The sequence below is a fragment of the Yoonia sp. R2-816 genome, from assembly GCF_046762905.1.
GTDB lineage: Bacteria > Pseudomonadota > Alphaproteobacteria > Rhodobacterales > Rhodobacteraceae > Yoonia.
In genome coordinates, this window is sequence record NZ_JBKQXN010000329.1 from 139,773 (window position 1) to 155,199 (window position 15,427).

A 15,427-nucleotide genomic window follows, 5' to 3' on the forward strand; every position below is an offset into this window, starting at 1 on the left:
CTTACATCCCATGAATGCCTCGAGGGGGCTGGTCTTGGCCCTTTGTATGTGGCCCGCAACGGGCCTACAAGCGACCTCCTCTCAAATAGATGTCAGACAGGCGCCGTCGCGCCGCCGGAGTGAATATGCTGGGTATCGGAACGATCGCCAAAAAGGTGTTTGGCACACCCAATGACCGCAAAGTCAAATCTGTGCGTTCGCTGGTCGACAAGATCAACGCTCTGGAGCCGGAATACGAAAAACTGACCGACGAGCAGATCAAGGAAAAAACAGAAAGCCTGGCGCAACGGGCCATGGGGGGCGAAAGCCTCGATGCGCTGCTTCCAGAAGCCTTTGCCAACTGCCGCGAGGCGGCCAAGCGCGCATTGGGTCTGCGCGCTTTCGATGTTCAATTGATCGGCGGCATTTTCCTGCATCAGGGCAATATATCTGAGATGAAAACTGGTGAGGGGAAAACACTTGTCGCGACTTTCCCTGCTTATCTGAATGCCCTGACCGGCAAGGGTGTGCATATCGTCACCGTGAACGATTACCTTGCCCGCCGTGACGCGGAATGGATGAGCAAGGTTTACGGCGCGCTCGGCCTGACCACCGGTGTGGTTGTACCGCAGCAGCCCGAAGACGAGAAAAAAGAGGCCTACGCCTGTGACGTCACTTATGCCACGAACAACGAGCTTGGGTTCGATTACCTGCGCGACAACATGAAATCGGATCTGGCCCAGATCTATCAGCGTCACCATAACTTTGCGATTGTGGATGAGGTTGACAGTATTCTGATCGATGAGGCGCGGACGCCCTTGATCATTTCCGGTCCGGCGCAGGATCGCAGCGAGATGTATGCCACGATTGACGAAATCGTGCCCAATATCGACGAAGCGCATTTTACGCTGGATGAAAAGACACGTCAGGCGACCTTTACAGACGAAGGCAACGATTGGCTGGAAGAAAAGCTGTCCGCGCGAGGTTTGCTGCCGGAAGGTCAGACGCTTTATGATCCGGAAAGTGCGACGCTGGTACATCACGTCAATCAGGCCCTGCGCGCGCACAAGCTGTTCACCAAGGATAAGGATTATATCGTTCGTGATGACGAAGTTGTCCTGATTGATGAGTTTACAGGGCGCATGATGGTTGGTCGCCGTCTGTCTGATGGTCTGCATCAGGCGATTGAGGCCAAGGAGAACGTGTCGATCAAGCCAGAGAATGTCACGCTGGCCTCTGTCACGTTCCAGAATTACTTCCGTCTTTACGACAAGCTGGCCGGTATGACCGGTACGGCCCTGACCGAGGCGGAGGAATTTCAACAGATTTACGGGCTTGGTGTGGTCGAGGTGCCGACGAACCGGCCCATCGCACGCGTCGATGAAAATGATCAGGTTTATCGCACCGCACGTGAAAAGTTCGAAGGCGTTGTTGCAGCAATCAAGGATGCACATGGCAATGGCCAGCCAATCCTTGTCGGGACCACCTCGATCGAGAAATCAGAACATCTGGCAAACCTGCTGAAGTCGGAAGGCATCTCATATAACGTCCTCAACGCGCGGTTGCACGAACAAGAGGCCCAGATCATTGCCGATGCCGGTAAACTGGGTGCCGTAACGATTGCCACTAACATGGCCGGCCGCGGGACCGATATTCAGTTGGGCGGAAACGTCGAAATGCACGTACTGCAGGCGATGGACGAAAATCCGGACGCTGATCCGGAAGAGCTGCGCAGCACCATCGAGGCTGAAGTCGCTGACGAAAAGGAAAAGGTCAAGGCCGCCGGAGGCCTGTTTGTTTTGGCGACTGAACGCCATGAAAGCCGGCGAATTGACAACCAGCTGCGCGGCCGTTCGGGCCGTCAGGGTGACCCGGGGCGGTCGTCATTCTTCCTGTCATTGGAAGATGACCTGATGCGTATCTTTGGATCAGAACGGTTGGACAAGGTGCTATCGGGCCTCGGCATGAAAGAGGGCGAGGCGATCGAACACCCATGGGTGAACAAATCGCTGGAACGTGCGCAGTCCAAGGTCGAAGGTCGCAACTTTGACATCCGCAAGCAGCTTCTGAAATTTGATGACGTGATGAATGATCAGCGGAAAGTGATCTTTTCGCAGCGGCGCGAGATTATGGAAGCGTCTGATCTGTCCGAGATTGTGCAGGACATGCGCCATCAGGTGATCGATGACCTTGTGGCGGAATATATGCCGCCGAAAAGCTATGCCGATCAATGGGATACCGAAGGGCTCTATGCTGCTGTAATCCGCGATGTTGGTGTCGATGCGCCGGTCATGGAATGGGCCGAGGAAGAGGGCGTTGACGATGACGTCATGCGAGAGCGGCTTGAAGAAGCCTCTGACAAGTTCATGGAAGAAAAGACCGCAGCCTTTGGTCCGGATGCCATGCGCAGCATTGAAAAGCAGTTGCTTTTGCAAACCATTGACGCGAAATGGCGCGAACATCTTCTGACGCTAGAGCATTTGCGCTCTGTTGTTGGTTTCCGCGGCTATGCCCAGCGCGATCCGCTGAACGAGTACAAGACCGAAGGGTTCCAACTGTTTGAACGGCTTTTGGACGGATTGCGCGTGGATGTGACACAAAAGTTGGGTCAGATCCGCCCGATGTCGGAAGAAGAGCAGGCAAAACTGATTGCGCAATTGCGCGAACAACAGCAACGTGCCGCTACACAGGCAGCACCTAGTTTGGAAAAGTCGGAAACCGCCGCTGAAGGGTTTGACGAAAACAACCCTGAGACGTGGGGGAATCCGGGCCGGAACGACAGTTGCCCGTGCGGCTCTGGCAAGAAATTCAAGCATTGCCATGGGCGTCTTGCCTGAAACCTGACATAATTGCGTCGTGCTAGGGCCACCGTTTGCTGCGATGACCCGGAGGAGAGGGTACACGTGGGAGTTGGGTATGTCCCTTATGCGCTATGGCGTAGCAGCAATCGCGACGGCGACAATTGTTCTGGGGCTCGGTTACATCGTCCAGAGTGACGGGACGTCGGACACGCGTTCTGTGCGCAAGGCCAGCCAGCCGACGGCTAGCGCGGTGTACAGTGTCGCAAGTTCGACCAATACCGTCGGAGCTGCTATTTTTGGAATGCCCCGCGCCATTGATGCGCCAGCTATCCACCAATTTGAAAGCGAAGCAGCGCTTGTCGCGGTTGATGCTCGGTTTGCCGAAATGGAAACGCCGCAGGCCAGTTTCATGCCGGCTTCGCCGCTGGACAGTTGTGAAACCGATCTGATCGCTGAACCGCGTTTTGCGGCGATGGTCGGTCTGGCGCTTCAATCGCCCTGCCATCCGAATGCCGAAGTTGTGGTCTGGCACGAACAGATGGTGTTTTCGGCCCGGACTGATGACGTGGGTGGTCTGGCACTGGATGTTCCGGCGCTAAGCAGTTCAGCTACGTTTGTTGTCACCGTTGACAACATCGAAGAGGCGCGCACAATCGTTCATGTGCCGGACGCCGATATGTTTGATCGCGCAATCCTGCAATGGCGCGGTACTGGCAACTTGCAGCTTCATGCGATGGAATTCGGCGCGACAATTGGCGATCCCGGTCATATCTGGTCCGCATCGACCCATAGTCCGGAACTTGCGCATGATGGCGAACGCGGGTTCATGACGCGACTTGGCACATCGAATGCTACGATTCCCTATTGGGCAGAGGTCTATACCTATCCCACTGGCTTGATCAGCCGTGACGGTCAGATCAAGCTTCAGGTCGGGGCGGCAGTAACCGAGGAAAACTGCGGTCGAGAGCTGGATGTGAAAGGTATCCGTACCAACGCGGGCCGATATCTGGCCTCCAGCGCGTTCGAGATCGAGATGCCAGGCTGCGACACGGTTGGCCAGTCATTCATGCGGCCGGATTTGTTTGACACGCTGACGCTGGCGGCCCGTTAAGACAACAATCCCTGTGCCCGAAAACTGAGTTCACAGGATTTTCCGACAATCAGGTGATCGTGAACCGTAATTCCCAATGCTTTAGCCGCACTGTCGATCTGGGCAGTCATCTGGATATCGGCCTGTGATGGGGTGGGATCGCCCGACGGGTGATTGTGAACCAGAATGATGGATGCTGCGTTCAATTCAAGGGCGCGTTTGACCACCTCCCGCGGGTAGACGGGCACATGATCCAGCGTGCCTTTTGCCTGCTCCTCATCCGCAATCAGCACGTTCTTTGTATCCAGATAAAGGATGCGAAACTGTTCGATGTCGCGATGTGCCATCACCGTATGGCAATAGTCCAGCAAGGCATCCCAGCTTGAAACCACATGCCGCTGCATCACCTTAGCACGCGCCAGCCGGTGCGCAGCGGCTTCAACCACTTTTAATTCGATAACGACCGAGTCGCCGACGCCCTTGATCTGTTTCAGTTGGGCGATAGGGGCCGACAAAACCCGATTGAAGTCGCCGAACCGCTCAATCAGTGCGCGGGCAAGGGGTTTGACATCCTGCCGCGGTATTGCGCGGAACAGGACCAGTTCCAGAAGCTCGTAGTCTGGTACAGCCGTCGCGCCACCGGCCATGAACCGTTCACGCAGGCGTTTTCTGTGATCGCGCATATAGGACGGCGTGCGGCCCGTTGGCATCGGCGTGACGATGGCGACGTCATCATGATCAGCAAACAAGGATCGGGATTCGGCAAATTGAGACATGGCCCCACTTTGCCGAGGGTTTGGTTACCGGCGCGTTAATGTCAGCTTTTCATCGAATCCCAGAAGCTTTTCACTGACTTGAAGAAGCTGGATCCTTGCGGGTTGTTTTCTTCGCTCAACTTGTCGAACTCCTTGAGCAGTTCACGCTGGCGGGAAGTCAGTTTTACAGGTGTTTCCACCGCCAGTTCGATGAACATATCGCCGGAACCGCCACCGCGCAGCGCTGGCATTCCTTTGCTACGCAAGCGCATTTGTCGCCCGGATTGCGATCCTTCGGGCACCTTCATCCGGCTACGTCCACCGTCGATGGTTGGCACTTCGATTTCGCCGCCTAACGCCGCCGTCGCCATGGAAACTGGCACCCGGCAGAACAGGTTCGTACTTTCCCGTTCAAACAGCGCGTGGCTATTCACCTCGATAAAGATGTAGAGATCGCCGGTTGGCCCGCCACGCATTCCGGCCTCGCCCTCACCTGCCAGCCGGATCCGAGTGCCGGTTTCAACACCAGCCGGGATGTTGACGGACAACGACCGTTCTTTTTCGACACGGCCAGCGCCGTGGCAGGTTTTGCACGGGTTCTTGATGGTCTGTCCCATGCCGGAACATGTCGGGCAGGTGCGTTCAACGGTGAAGAAACCTTGTTGTGCGCGCACTTTGCCCATGCCGTTACATGTGGGGCAGGTCTGTGGTTCTGATCCACCTTCGGCACCTGTACCATTGCAAGCGTCACAGCCAACAGATGTCGGCACTGTGATGGTCTTTTGCATGCCTGAATAAGCATCTTCGAGATTGATGCGCAGGTTGTAGCGCAGGTCATTGCCGCGTTGCGCCCCGCTACGGCGGCCACCGCGCTGGCCACCCATGAAATCGCCGAACAGGTCGTCGAATACATCCGAGAACGCGCTGGCAAAATCGCCTTGCTGCCCGCGCGGCCCGCCACCGCCGCCCATACCGTTTTCAAACGCGGCGTGACCATACCGGTCATAGGCGGCTTTCTTGTTCTCATCTTTCAGGACTTCGTAAGCTTCGTTCGCCTCTTTAAACTGCGCTTCTGCATTTGGGTTGTCGGAGTTGCGGTCCGGGTGAAGTTCTTTCGCCTTTGCCCGATAGGCCTTTTTGATTGTGGCAGCATCAGCACCTTTGGCGACACCCAGCACATCATAATAGTCACGTTTTGCCATGATACTCTTCCCCTTTGGGAACGGAAAAGACCGGCCCGGTATGTGGGCCGGTCATATCCCTTGCGGTTTACCGCCTTAGTTGCCGCGCTTTTCGTCGTCCAGATCTTCGAAGTCGGCATCAAGGATATCGTCTTCGGCTTCATCTGCGGCACGCGCCTGCGGCTCTGCGTCGCCTTCCTCTTCCTGAGAGGCCTTGTAGATCGCTTCGCCGAGCTTCATGGCAGCTTCGGTCACGTTCTGGATGCCCGATTTGATCTTGTCGGCCTTCGCATCGTCGGCTTCCAGATCATCCTTGAGCGCGGCAATCGCCAGTTCGATCGCCTCGATCGTGGTTGGGTCGACCTTGTCGGCATGCTCTTCCATCGACTTTTCGGTCGAATGGATCAGGCTTTCCGCCTGGTTTTTGGCATCGACCAGTTCGCGACGTTCCTTGTCGGCCTCGGCATTCGCCTCGGCGTCCTTGACCATGGCTTCGATATCCTCGTCGGACAGACCGCCCGAGGCCTGGATCGTGATCTTCTGCTCCTTGCCGGTGCCTTTATCCTTAGCACCAACTTCAACGATACCGTTGGCATCGATGTCAAAGGTCACTTCGATCTGTGGCATGCCGCGTGGGGCCGGTGGGATATCTTCAAGGTTGAACTGACCAAGCATCTTGTTGTCGGCGGCCATCTCACGCTCACCCTGGAACACGCGCAGTGTCACGGCGTTCTGATTGTCCTCGGCGGTCGAGAAAACCTGGGACTTTTTTGTCGGGATTGTCGTGTTACGGTCGATCAAGCGGGTAAAGACACCACCCAGCGTTTCGATGCCCAGCGACAGCGGTGTCACGTCCAGAAGAACAACGTCTTTCACGTCACCCTGCAGAACACCGGCTTGAATGGCGGCACCCATGGCCACCACTTCATCGGGGTTCACGCCTTGATGGGCTTCTTTACCAAAGAACTTAGCAACTTCTTCCTTCACCTTCGGCATCCGGGTCATACCACCTACCAGAACCACCTCATCAATGTCGCTGACCGACAGGCCGGCGTCCTTGATGGCGTCTTTGCATGGTTTGATCGACTGCTTGATCAAATCGGATACAAGGCTTTCCAGCTTGGCGCGGGTCAGCTTCATTACCATGTGCAGCGGTTGGCCGTTGGACCCCATTGAGATAAACGGCTGGTTGATTTCGGTGCTGGAGGACGAGGACAGTTCGATCTTCGCCTTTTCTGCAGCCTCTTTCAGACGCTGCAACGCCATCTTGTCCTTGGTCAGGTCGACAGAGTTTTCCTTTTTGAACTCGTCAGCCAGATAGTTGACGATGCGCATGTCGAAATCTTCACCACCCAGGAACGTGTCCCCGTTGGTAGATTTCACCTCGAAGAGGCCGTCATCTATTTCCAGGATGGTCACGTCGAACGTACCACCGCCAAGGTCATAAACGGCGATGGTTTTGCTGTCTTTCTTGTCGAGACCATAGGCCAGCGCAGCGGCTGTCGGCTCGTTGATGATACGCAGTACCTCAAGGCCCGCGATCTTGCCGGCGTCTTTGGTCGCCTGACGCTGGGCGTCATTGAAATAGGCAGGTACGGTGATGACGGCTTGTGTCACATCTTCGCCAAGATATGTCTCGGCGGTTTCTTTCATCTTGCCAAGGATGAAGGCAGAGATCTGGCTGGGGGAGTATTTCTCACCCTTGGCCTCGACCCATGCGTCGCCATTGCCGCCATCGACCACTGCAAATGGCATGTTTTTCTTGTCTTTAGCGAGGTCTTTGTCGTCGAACCGACGGCCGATCAGACGCTTTACCGCAAAGATGGTGTTTTCAGGGTTGGTGACGGCCTGACGTTTGGCCGGCTGACCGACGAGACGTTCATCGTCGGTGAAGGCTACTATAGATGGTGTCGTCCGCGCACCTTCGGCGTTTTCGATCACACGGGGTTTGGAGCCATCCATGATGGCGATACAGGAGTTGGTCGTTCCCAGGTCGATACCAATAACTTTGGCCATTTTTCAAATCCCTCTAGTTCAGGCGGTTTGAGCAACGCGAACCCGTTTCGGCACCCGCGCCTATTACATGAATCTGATCAGGAGCTTATCCCCGATCTTCGATCTTGGCGTATATAGGGATGGGAAATGGGGCCTGCAACCGCCGCTTCCACATGAACGTAAGGAAAATATCGGATTTTTGCAGGTGCCGATTACCGTTTGTTAACGAAGTCGCGTCTAGCGCCCTGCCGTCCAACTGGCTGACACGTGACGCCGCGTATAAAATTCGCCCATGAAGCCGATCAGCAGCAGGATGACGGCAACTTTCAACGCGTATTCCCATGATGAAAAATGCGGGTTGTAGTGCAGGAACACGTATCCCCGTAGCTGGTCGATGATGTGAAAAAGCGGATTCCAGTCAAACAGCACCAGTTTCGACGAAGGAAGCGTGTTAGCCACAAACATTTTTCCCGACGCGATCATGTTCACCCGAATGTAAATGGTCGAGATGATACTGACGAGTCCCGGTGCCCAAGGCTTGAGACCAAGGAAAACCATGCCAACAGCGCAGCCTGAAAACCACGCCAACAGAAACATCCCCATCGCACTGATTGGATCCAGTATATAAACAGGCGTGAATGTTATGTGATAGATCGTCAAAATGATGAACAGAGACAACAGTTGGATATAGAGTGACGAAATCGATGATGCGCATATCGCCACAAATGTGTTCATGGGCGCATGTTGCATCATCGGCGATGCAGGCCCTTCGGAGTTCATCACCGCATTCACAGCTTTGATATGCGTCAAGTACACAAAGATGCCAGACATGATGTAAAGCAGGAAATCGCCCCGCAACGCGGCGCCGCGCAAGCCGAGCAACTGAAACATCACGAAGAAGGCGCCAACCATAATGACCGCCTGCATCATGTTGATCAGAAGGCCGATCACGGCGTTTCGATGCGACTGACGAAGCGAACGTACAATGCTGAAATAGATCAGTTCCAGTAAACTGATCGCCCCCCGCATCTTGTTCGTTCGTGTTGCCGCCTGAAACATCTGTGCTTTCTTACTGGACTGCCGAAGCCTGCGCTGACCGCTTGCCGTTTACCTGACGCCCGACCATAAGGGGAAAAGCGCTTATTTTCAATGAACATGAGGCCTTGGAGATGGAAAAGTTGGATTTTGACCACATGGGTCAGGTCATGCGCGATCTGGCTCTCAAGGCTGGCGATGCAATCATGGATGTTTATCAGTCGCCCGACTTTGATGTGCGATCAAAAAGTGATAACAGCCCCGTTACCGCAGCCGATGAAGCGGCTGATCAGATCATCAGCGAGGGTCTGCGCACGGCCTTTCCCGGCATCCCGCTTGTGACCGAAGAACAGGCAGCTACCCACGCTCAGAATGTCAGCACATTCCTGATCGTTGATCCGCTGGACGGCACCAAGGAATTCATTAATCGTCGCGGTGATTTTACCGTCAATATCGCCTATGTTGCTGACGGCGTTCCGATCCGTGGTATTGTTTATGCCCCTGCGAAATCTCGCATGTTCTACACGTTGTCCGATGGCAGGGCGGTCGAGGAAGCTGGCCCGTTTGATCAGCAATCCGTTGGTTCACAAACTACACTGCAGGTTTCCAGACCCGATAACGATGCGCTTTTGGTTGTGGCGTCGAAATCGCATCGCGATCAGACCACCGATGATTACATCGGCCGATACAAGGTTGCTGATATGAAAAGCGCCGGTTCGTCGTTGAAGTTCTGTCTGGTCGCGACTGGCGAGGCGGATTTGTACCCACGTCTTGGCCGCACGATGGAGTGGGACACCGCTGCAGGTCATGCGGTGTTAAGAGGTGCAGGTGGTGATGTCGTGCGTTTCGATGATCATGCGCCACTGATGTATGGCAAGCCGGGTTTTGAGAACCCGTTCTTCATTGCCACATCGCCGGGTGTCACATTGGAGAAACCGTGATGGCTGTTCTGATCGTTATCCCGGCACGGTATGCATCGACACGCTATCCCGGTAAGCCACTGGTCAACCTGCGTGGGGCCACCGATCAGAACAAGAGCCTGATCCATCGGTCCTGGGACGCGGCAATGGCTGTGGACGGCATTGATCGGGTTGTCGTTGCAACCGATGATGATCGGATCAGAGATGCGGCAGAGGCGTTTGGGGCGGAGGTTGTCATGACCTCGGCTGATTGTCAGAACGGGACGGAACGCTGCGCGGAGGCGTTGAGCCATCTTGGCGATGCCTATGATATCGTCGTGAATCTACAAGGTGACGCGCCGTTGACCCCGGCGTGGTTCATCGAGGATCTGGTTGCAGGGTTGCTGGCCAACCCGCAGGCAGCGGTCGCCACACCTGTGCTGCGCGCGGACGGACGCGCCCTGAATGGTTTCCTTGAAGATCGTCGTGCGGGTAGGGTCGGTGGGACGACCGCCGTGTTTGGTACTGATCGAACCGCACTTTACTTTTCGAAGGAGGTAATCCCGTTCACCACCAGAAAGTATGATGATGACGAGCAAACACCAGTTTTTCACCATGTGGGTGTCTATGCCTATCGTCCGGCTGCCCTAATGGATTATCCCACATGGGCGTCCGGCCCGCTTGAGCAACTGGAAGGTCTCGAACAATTGCGATTCCTCGAACGGGGGACGCCTGTGCTTTGCGTGGAGGTGTCCGCCCAAGGGCGGCAGTTTTGGGAGCTCAACAACCCCGAAGATGTGCCCCGGATCGAAGGTATGATGCAGCAGATGGGCATCGCATGATCACCGTCAGGCCAGTTTCGGCCATAATCCCGCATTTTGTCGGTGTTTTTGTGCTTACGATGCCTTAAAGTATTGATCATTGTTAATGAAATTCTGCAAAGAGCATTTGTATTTCACCGGGGTCTCATTCGCCGGGCCCCTTGGTAAGAGAGATTAGAGATGAAGAAAAAAGTTACGAAAGCAATCTTCCCCGTTGCCGGTTTGGGAACGCGGTTTCTGCCGGCGACCAAGTCTGTTCCGAAAGAGATCATGACGCTGGTGGACCGCCCATTGATCCAATACGCGATTGATGAGGCGCGGGCGGCGGGTATCGAGGATTTCATTTTCGTCACATCGCGCGGCAAGACCGCGCTTGAGGATTATTTCGACCTCGCCCCCGATCTGGAGGCTGCGCTGGAAGTTGCGGGCAAGACAGAACTGCTGGATATCCTGCGCACCACCAACATGGATAGCGGTGCCATCGCCTATATCCGCCAGCACAAGCCGCTTGGGCTTGGCCACGCGGTGTCCTGCGCAAGCAAGCTGATCGGGAACGAACCCTTTGCCGTTATTCTGCCTGATGACGTGATTGCCGCCGACAAACCCTGCCTGCAGCAGATGGTGGAGGCGTATGAGGAAACAGGCGGTGCGATGGTGGCCGCGATGGAAGTGGCACCTGAAAAGACATCGTCTTACGGTATTCTTGATGTGAAAGGCGGCGATGGACCGGTGGTGTCGGTGAACCGCATGGTTGAAAAGCCAAAACAGGGAACAGCACCGTCGAACCTTGCGGTGATCGGTCGCTATATTCTGACGCCCCATGTCATGCAGAACTTTGCCCATATCACCAAGGGTGCCGGTGGCGAAGTTCAGTTGACCGATGCCATCGCTGCCGAGATCAGCCAGGGGCGCGACGTGTTCGGATTCCGGTTTGACGGGCAACGCTTTGACTGCGGGTCCAAGGCCGGTTTCCTGCAGGCCACGGTGGCCTTTGCCCTTGCACGGGACGAATTACGCGACGATTTGTACGGGTATCTGACCGAGATGGTTTCGGTCGACAAGGCAGCGCAATAACCCTTGCTCGCATCCGGTCCCAAACCGCGCAGGGGGACCCTTGCTGAATTAAAGCTCGCCTATCGTCTGCGTTGGAAACGCAGGCGATTGCTGTTTCGCATTCTACGCAAACGCAGGCAGCTTGCTGTGCAGATGGACAGGACGGGCGAGATTGCGGCAGGCGACATCCTGGCCTTCTGTTGCGTCCGAAACGAAATGCTGCGGTTACCTTATTTCTTGCAGCACTACCGCGACCTTGGCGTTGATCACTTCCTGTTTGTAGACAATGGCAGTGACGATGGCACCGCTGAATATCTGACGGCGCAACCCGATGTATCGCTTTGGGTTACCGATGATAGCTACCGCCTGGCCCGCTTCGGAATGGACTGGTTGGGGTGGCTGCAGTTTCGGTTTGGCCACGGGCATTGGTGTCTGACGGTCGACGCTGATGAGTTGCTGATCTATCCACACCACGCGGACAGGAAACTGCCGGAGTTGGTCGGATGGCTGGATGAACGGAAACAGGTTTCATTCGGCGCCCTGATGATTGATCTCTATCCAAAGGGACCAGTCGCTGACCACGCCTATGCACCGGGCGACAATCCGGTGCAGGCCCTTCCCTATTTCGACCATGACAATCATCGATCGCAGTGGCATCCGGTTTACGACAATCTTTGGATACAAGGTGGGGTTCGGGATCGTGTATTTTTCAAGGATGAACCAGCGCGCGCGCCTACCCTCAACAAGACCCCATTGGTCAGGTGGCATCGGCGTTATGCTTATGTCAGTTCCACTCACCAAGTGCTACCGCGCAGGTTGCATGATGTGTTCGGTTGCAATGAGGATGACCGCGTAACTGGCGCTCTGCTTCACACGAAGTTTCTGAACAGCACAACGGCAAAGTCCCGAGAAGAACTGTTGCGTCGACAACACTTTGAAAACAGCGCGCTTTATGTAGAATACCACGAAGCCTTGGCGCAGAATCCCGATCTTTGGCACCCGGGCGCCTGCCGCTACGAAGGCTGGCAACAGCTTGTAGACCTCAGGTTGATGTCAAAGGGACACTGGGTCTGATAGGATGTCGATAGCCACAGGGCGAAACGGGACGGTTTTTTGACAGTTTTTACGTCATACATGCTGCGACTGCAGCGCAAACGGTGGAAGTTTCGTGCCTTTCGTAAGCGCCGCGAGTTGTCGGTTGTGCAGAACCGGACAACAACTATCAAGCCCGGTGATATCCTGCTGTTTTGTACCTTTCGAAACGAAGATATCCGCCTGCCTTACTTCTTCGAATATTACCGCAATCTGGGTGTCGATCACTTTCTGATGGTCGATAACGGCAGCAGCGATGGCGGTTCCGCATTCGCTGCAGAACAACCTGACGTATCGCTTTGGTCAACCCAGGCCGGCTATGGCAATTCCCGCTTTGGGATGGATTGGCTGACATATCTGCAATTGCGCTATGCCCATGGGCATTGGGCGCTGACGGTCGATGTGGACGAGTTTTTCGTTTATCCGTTCTGCGACACCCGCCCGCTGGCGGCACTGGGTGACTGGCTGGATGCCTCGGACGTCCGATCATTCGGCACGATGATGCTGGATATGTACCCGAAAGGACCCGTCAGTCAGGCGGTGTATGAGCGCGGTATGGACCCATTGCAGATTGCAGATTGGTTCGACACGGGCAACTACACGATCAGCCGCAACAAGCGGATGCGGAACCTTTGGATACAGGGTGGACCGCGGGCGCGTGCCTTTTTCGCGGATAATCCCGAGAAGGCACCCGCTTTGAATAAAGTTCCATTTGTGAAGTGGAGCCGTCGTTATACCTATGTCAGCTCCACCCATATGATCCTGCCGCGCGGTCTGAACCTGGTCTACGATCAACAAGGCGGTGAGAAGACATCCGGCGTTCTGCTGCACGCCAAGTTCCTGAACACATTCGGTGACCGGGCCAAAGAAGAAGCATCGCGCGGTGAACATTACGGCGGAGCTGGCGAATATCAACGCTACGCCGATATGCCCGAACAAGAGGCTGACCTCTGGTCAAAGTGGAGCGCGCAGTATCTGAACTGGCGACAACTTGAGGGCCTTGGGCTGATGTCAAAGGGAAACTGGGCATGAGCGTCGGGGTGATCATGCTGGTGCATACGGCGCTGGACCGGGCCGAACAGGCGATCCGGCATTGGGTCGATGGCGGTTGCCCGGTCGTCGTGCATGTGGATCGCAAAGTGGGGCCAAAGCAATATGCCAGCTTTGTTGATGCGCTATCAGATCTTGGAACCGTGCAGTTTTCGCGTCGTCACACATGTGATTGGGGTACATGGGCGCTGGTGGCCGCCACGCAGGACGCCGCAACACAGTTGTTGGACAGTTTCCCAAAGGTACGTCATGTCTATCTGGCCTCGGGGGCCTGTTTGCCGCTACGTCCGGTGTCAGAGCTTTGCGCATATCTTGATGCGCGGCCAGAGACAGATTTCATCGAAAGTTCCACCACCGCTGATGTCCCTTGGACAGTTGGTGGGCTCGACAAAGAGCGGTTTACGCTGCGGTTTCCGTTTTCCTGGCGACGGCATCGCAAGATTTTTGACCTCTATGTCAAACTGCAGCAGCTGATCAGGTTCAGGCGCAGGATTCCCGATGGCGTGATCCCTCATATGGGATCACAATGGTGGTGCCTGACACGCCAGACGCTCAGCGCGATTCTGAAAGATCCCAGACGTCCCGCCCATGATCGCTATTTCCGCAAGGTCTGGATTCCCGACGAAAGCTATTTCCAGACAATGGCGCGACTGCACTCTACCAAGATCGAGAGCCGTTCACTTACCCTGTCGAAGTTCGACTATCAGGGCAAACCACATATTTTTTATGATGATCATCTGGCGATGCTTCAGCGCTCTGGCTGCTTTGTGGCACGTAAAATCTGGCGCCGTGCGTCGAAACTTTATGACGCTTTTCCAGAACCTCTGAACGGCGTGAAAGGTTTGGTAGAACCCAACCCAAGCTCGGTGGACCGTGTTTTTGCCAATGCGGTTGATCGGAGAACCAGGGGACGACCTGGGTTGTATATGCAAAGCCGTTTCCCGACGATTGATCGTGAAAACGCCGTGACAGTTGGGCCCTATTCGGTACTGCAAGGCTTGGCGCAAACGTTTGAGGGGTTTGAGGCCTGGCTCGCCAATCAGACAGGTGCGGATGTACATGGACATCTTTACGCGCCTGACCGCGCTCACTTTGCCGACCAAAGCAGCGTGTATATCGGCGGGCTGTCTGATGACCCGACCTTGCGCGACTACAATGCAAAGATGTTTCTGACCAATCTGTTATGGAACACGCGAGGTACGCATCAGGCCTTTCAGTTTGGGCCGACAGACATACAAACCATCAACTGGATGATCGCCAAAGATACTAATGCACGCATTACGGTTGTGGCCGGGGCATGGATCATTCCGCTGTTTCGTGCGCGTCAGACCTTTTCCGATATCCGTCGGGAGGCCGCACGGCTGCAACGCATCGAGCACAAACAGCTCAAGATCCTGCGGTCACCATTCGCTAAGGCACGGGTGAGGGTCCAGACGCTCGCTGAATTTGTACGATCACCCATGGATACGCTGCAAACCATTGTCGATGAGATGAGCGGCCAACCCCGCCCACGCCTGACCGAAGTACCCAATATGGTTGATCTGTCTGGCTTCGGGGCGTTTCTGCAAGAGTTGCGTAATCAAGGCATGCATCCTTTCCTGACGGGCGAATTTCCTACGGATTTCGATGTGCGCCCGGATGATCACCCTCATCGCAAACCCTATCTGGTTCGCTAG

12 protein-coding genes are annotated in these 15,427 nt (G+C 55.3%); 8 read left to right on the forward strand and 4 right to left on the reverse strand.

From position 1 onward, the window contains the following. Nucleotides 1-125 precede the first annotated feature (125 nt). Together secA and ACFWW2_RS24475 are read left to right on the forward strand one after the other, a co-directional pair. Nucleotides 126-2,816: a preprotein translocase subunit SecA gene (secA, locus tag ACFWW2_RS24470; protein WP_393932858.1), complete on the forward strand. Its 2,691-nt coding sequence runs from the start codon at nucleotides 126-128 to the stop codon at nucleotides 2,814-2,816. Between the two features lie 79 nt (nucleotides 2,817-2,895). Continuing rightward, nucleotides 2,896-3,891, forward strand: coding sequence for a hypothetical protein (locus tag ACFWW2_RS24475; RefSeq protein ID WP_393932860.1), 996 nt, complete (start codon nucleotides 2,896-2,898; stop codon nucleotides 3,889-3,891). On the opposite strand, the gene radC is transcribed toward ACFWW2_RS24475, so the two are convergent. From radC to ACFWW2_RS24495, 4 genes are all read right to left on the reverse strand, one after another. Beyond that, nucleotides 3,888-4,646 (reverse strand): RadC family protein, encoded by a 759-nt coding sequence (gene radC, locus ACFWW2_RS24480; RefSeq protein ID WP_393932862.1) that lies wholly within the window; start codon nucleotides 4,644-4,646, stop codon nucleotides 3,888-3,890. The two genes, ACFWW2_RS24475 and radC, sit on opposite strands and share 4 nt — an antisense overlap. 41 nt (nucleotides 4,647-4,687) lie before the next feature. Next, complete coding sequence (gene dnaJ / locus ACFWW2_RS24485) at nucleotides 4,688-5,827, reverse strand: molecular chaperone DnaJ (RefSeq protein WP_393932864.1); 1,140 nt, start codon at nucleotides 5,825-5,827, stop codon at nucleotides 4,688-4,690. A gap of 75 nt (nucleotides 5,828-5,902) precedes the next feature. Continuing rightward, the gene (dnaK, locus tag ACFWW2_RS24490) at nucleotides 5,903-7,822 is read right to left on the reverse strand and encodes a molecular chaperone DnaK (RefSeq protein ID WP_393932867.1); all 1,920 of its coding nucleotides are present in this window, start codon (nucleotides 7,820-7,822) and stop codon (nucleotides 5,903-5,905) included. Between the two features lie 216 nt (nucleotides 7,823-8,038). After that, the gene (locus ACFWW2_RS24495; RefSeq protein ID WP_393932869.1) at nucleotides 8,039-8,860 is read right to left on the reverse strand and encodes an ABC transporter permease; all 822 of its coding nucleotides are present in this window, start codon (nucleotides 8,858-8,860) and stop codon (nucleotides 8,039-8,041) included. A gap of 110 nt (nucleotides 8,861-8,970) precedes the next feature. Here ACFWW2_RS24495 and cysQ point away from each other — a divergent pair, with 110 nt between their 5' ends. The 6 genes from cysQ (at nucleotide 8,971) to ACFWW2_RS24525 (ending at nucleotide 15,427) form a co-directional block, all read left to right on the forward strand. After that, nucleotides 8,971-9,777, forward strand: coding sequence for a 3'(2'),5'-bisphosphate nucleotidase CysQ (gene cysQ / locus ACFWW2_RS24500; RefSeq protein WP_393932871.1), 807 nt, complete (start codon nucleotides 8,971-8,973; stop codon nucleotides 9,775-9,777). Next, nucleotides 9,777-10,577, forward strand: coding sequence for a 3-deoxy-manno-octulosonate cytidylyltransferase (locus ACFWW2_RS24505; protein WP_393932873.1), 801 nt, complete (start codon nucleotides 9,777-9,779; stop codon nucleotides 10,575-10,577). The genes cysQ and ACFWW2_RS24505 overlap by 1 nt, the downstream gene beginning before the upstream one ends. A 159-nt stretch (nucleotides 10,578-10,736) precedes the next feature. Further along, nucleotides 10,737-11,630 (forward strand): UTP--glucose-1-phosphate uridylyltransferase, encoded by an 894-nt coding sequence (locus ACFWW2_RS24510; protein ID WP_393932875.1) that lies wholly within the window; start codon nucleotides 10,737-10,739, stop codon nucleotides 11,628-11,630. Nucleotides 11,631-11,717: 87 nt separating this feature from the next. Beyond that, a complete protein-coding gene (locus ACFWW2_RS24515; protein ID WP_393932877.1) occupies nucleotides 11,718-12,683 on the forward strand; it encodes a glycosyltransferase family 2 protein in 966 nt (321 codons plus the stop codon). A 60-nt stretch (nucleotides 12,684-12,743) separates the two neighbouring features. Beyond that, entirely contained in the window at nucleotides 12,744-13,733 is a 990-nt protein-coding gene (locus ACFWW2_RS24520) for a glycosyltransferase family 2 protein (RefSeq protein ID WP_393932879.1), read from the forward strand. Next, complete coding sequence (locus ACFWW2_RS24525) at nucleotides 13,730-15,427, forward strand: beta-1,6-N-acetylglucosaminyltransferase (protein WP_393932881.1); 1,698 nt, start codon at nucleotides 13,730-13,732, stop codon at nucleotides 15,425-15,427. The genes ACFWW2_RS24520 and ACFWW2_RS24525 overlap by 4 nt, the downstream gene beginning before the upstream one ends.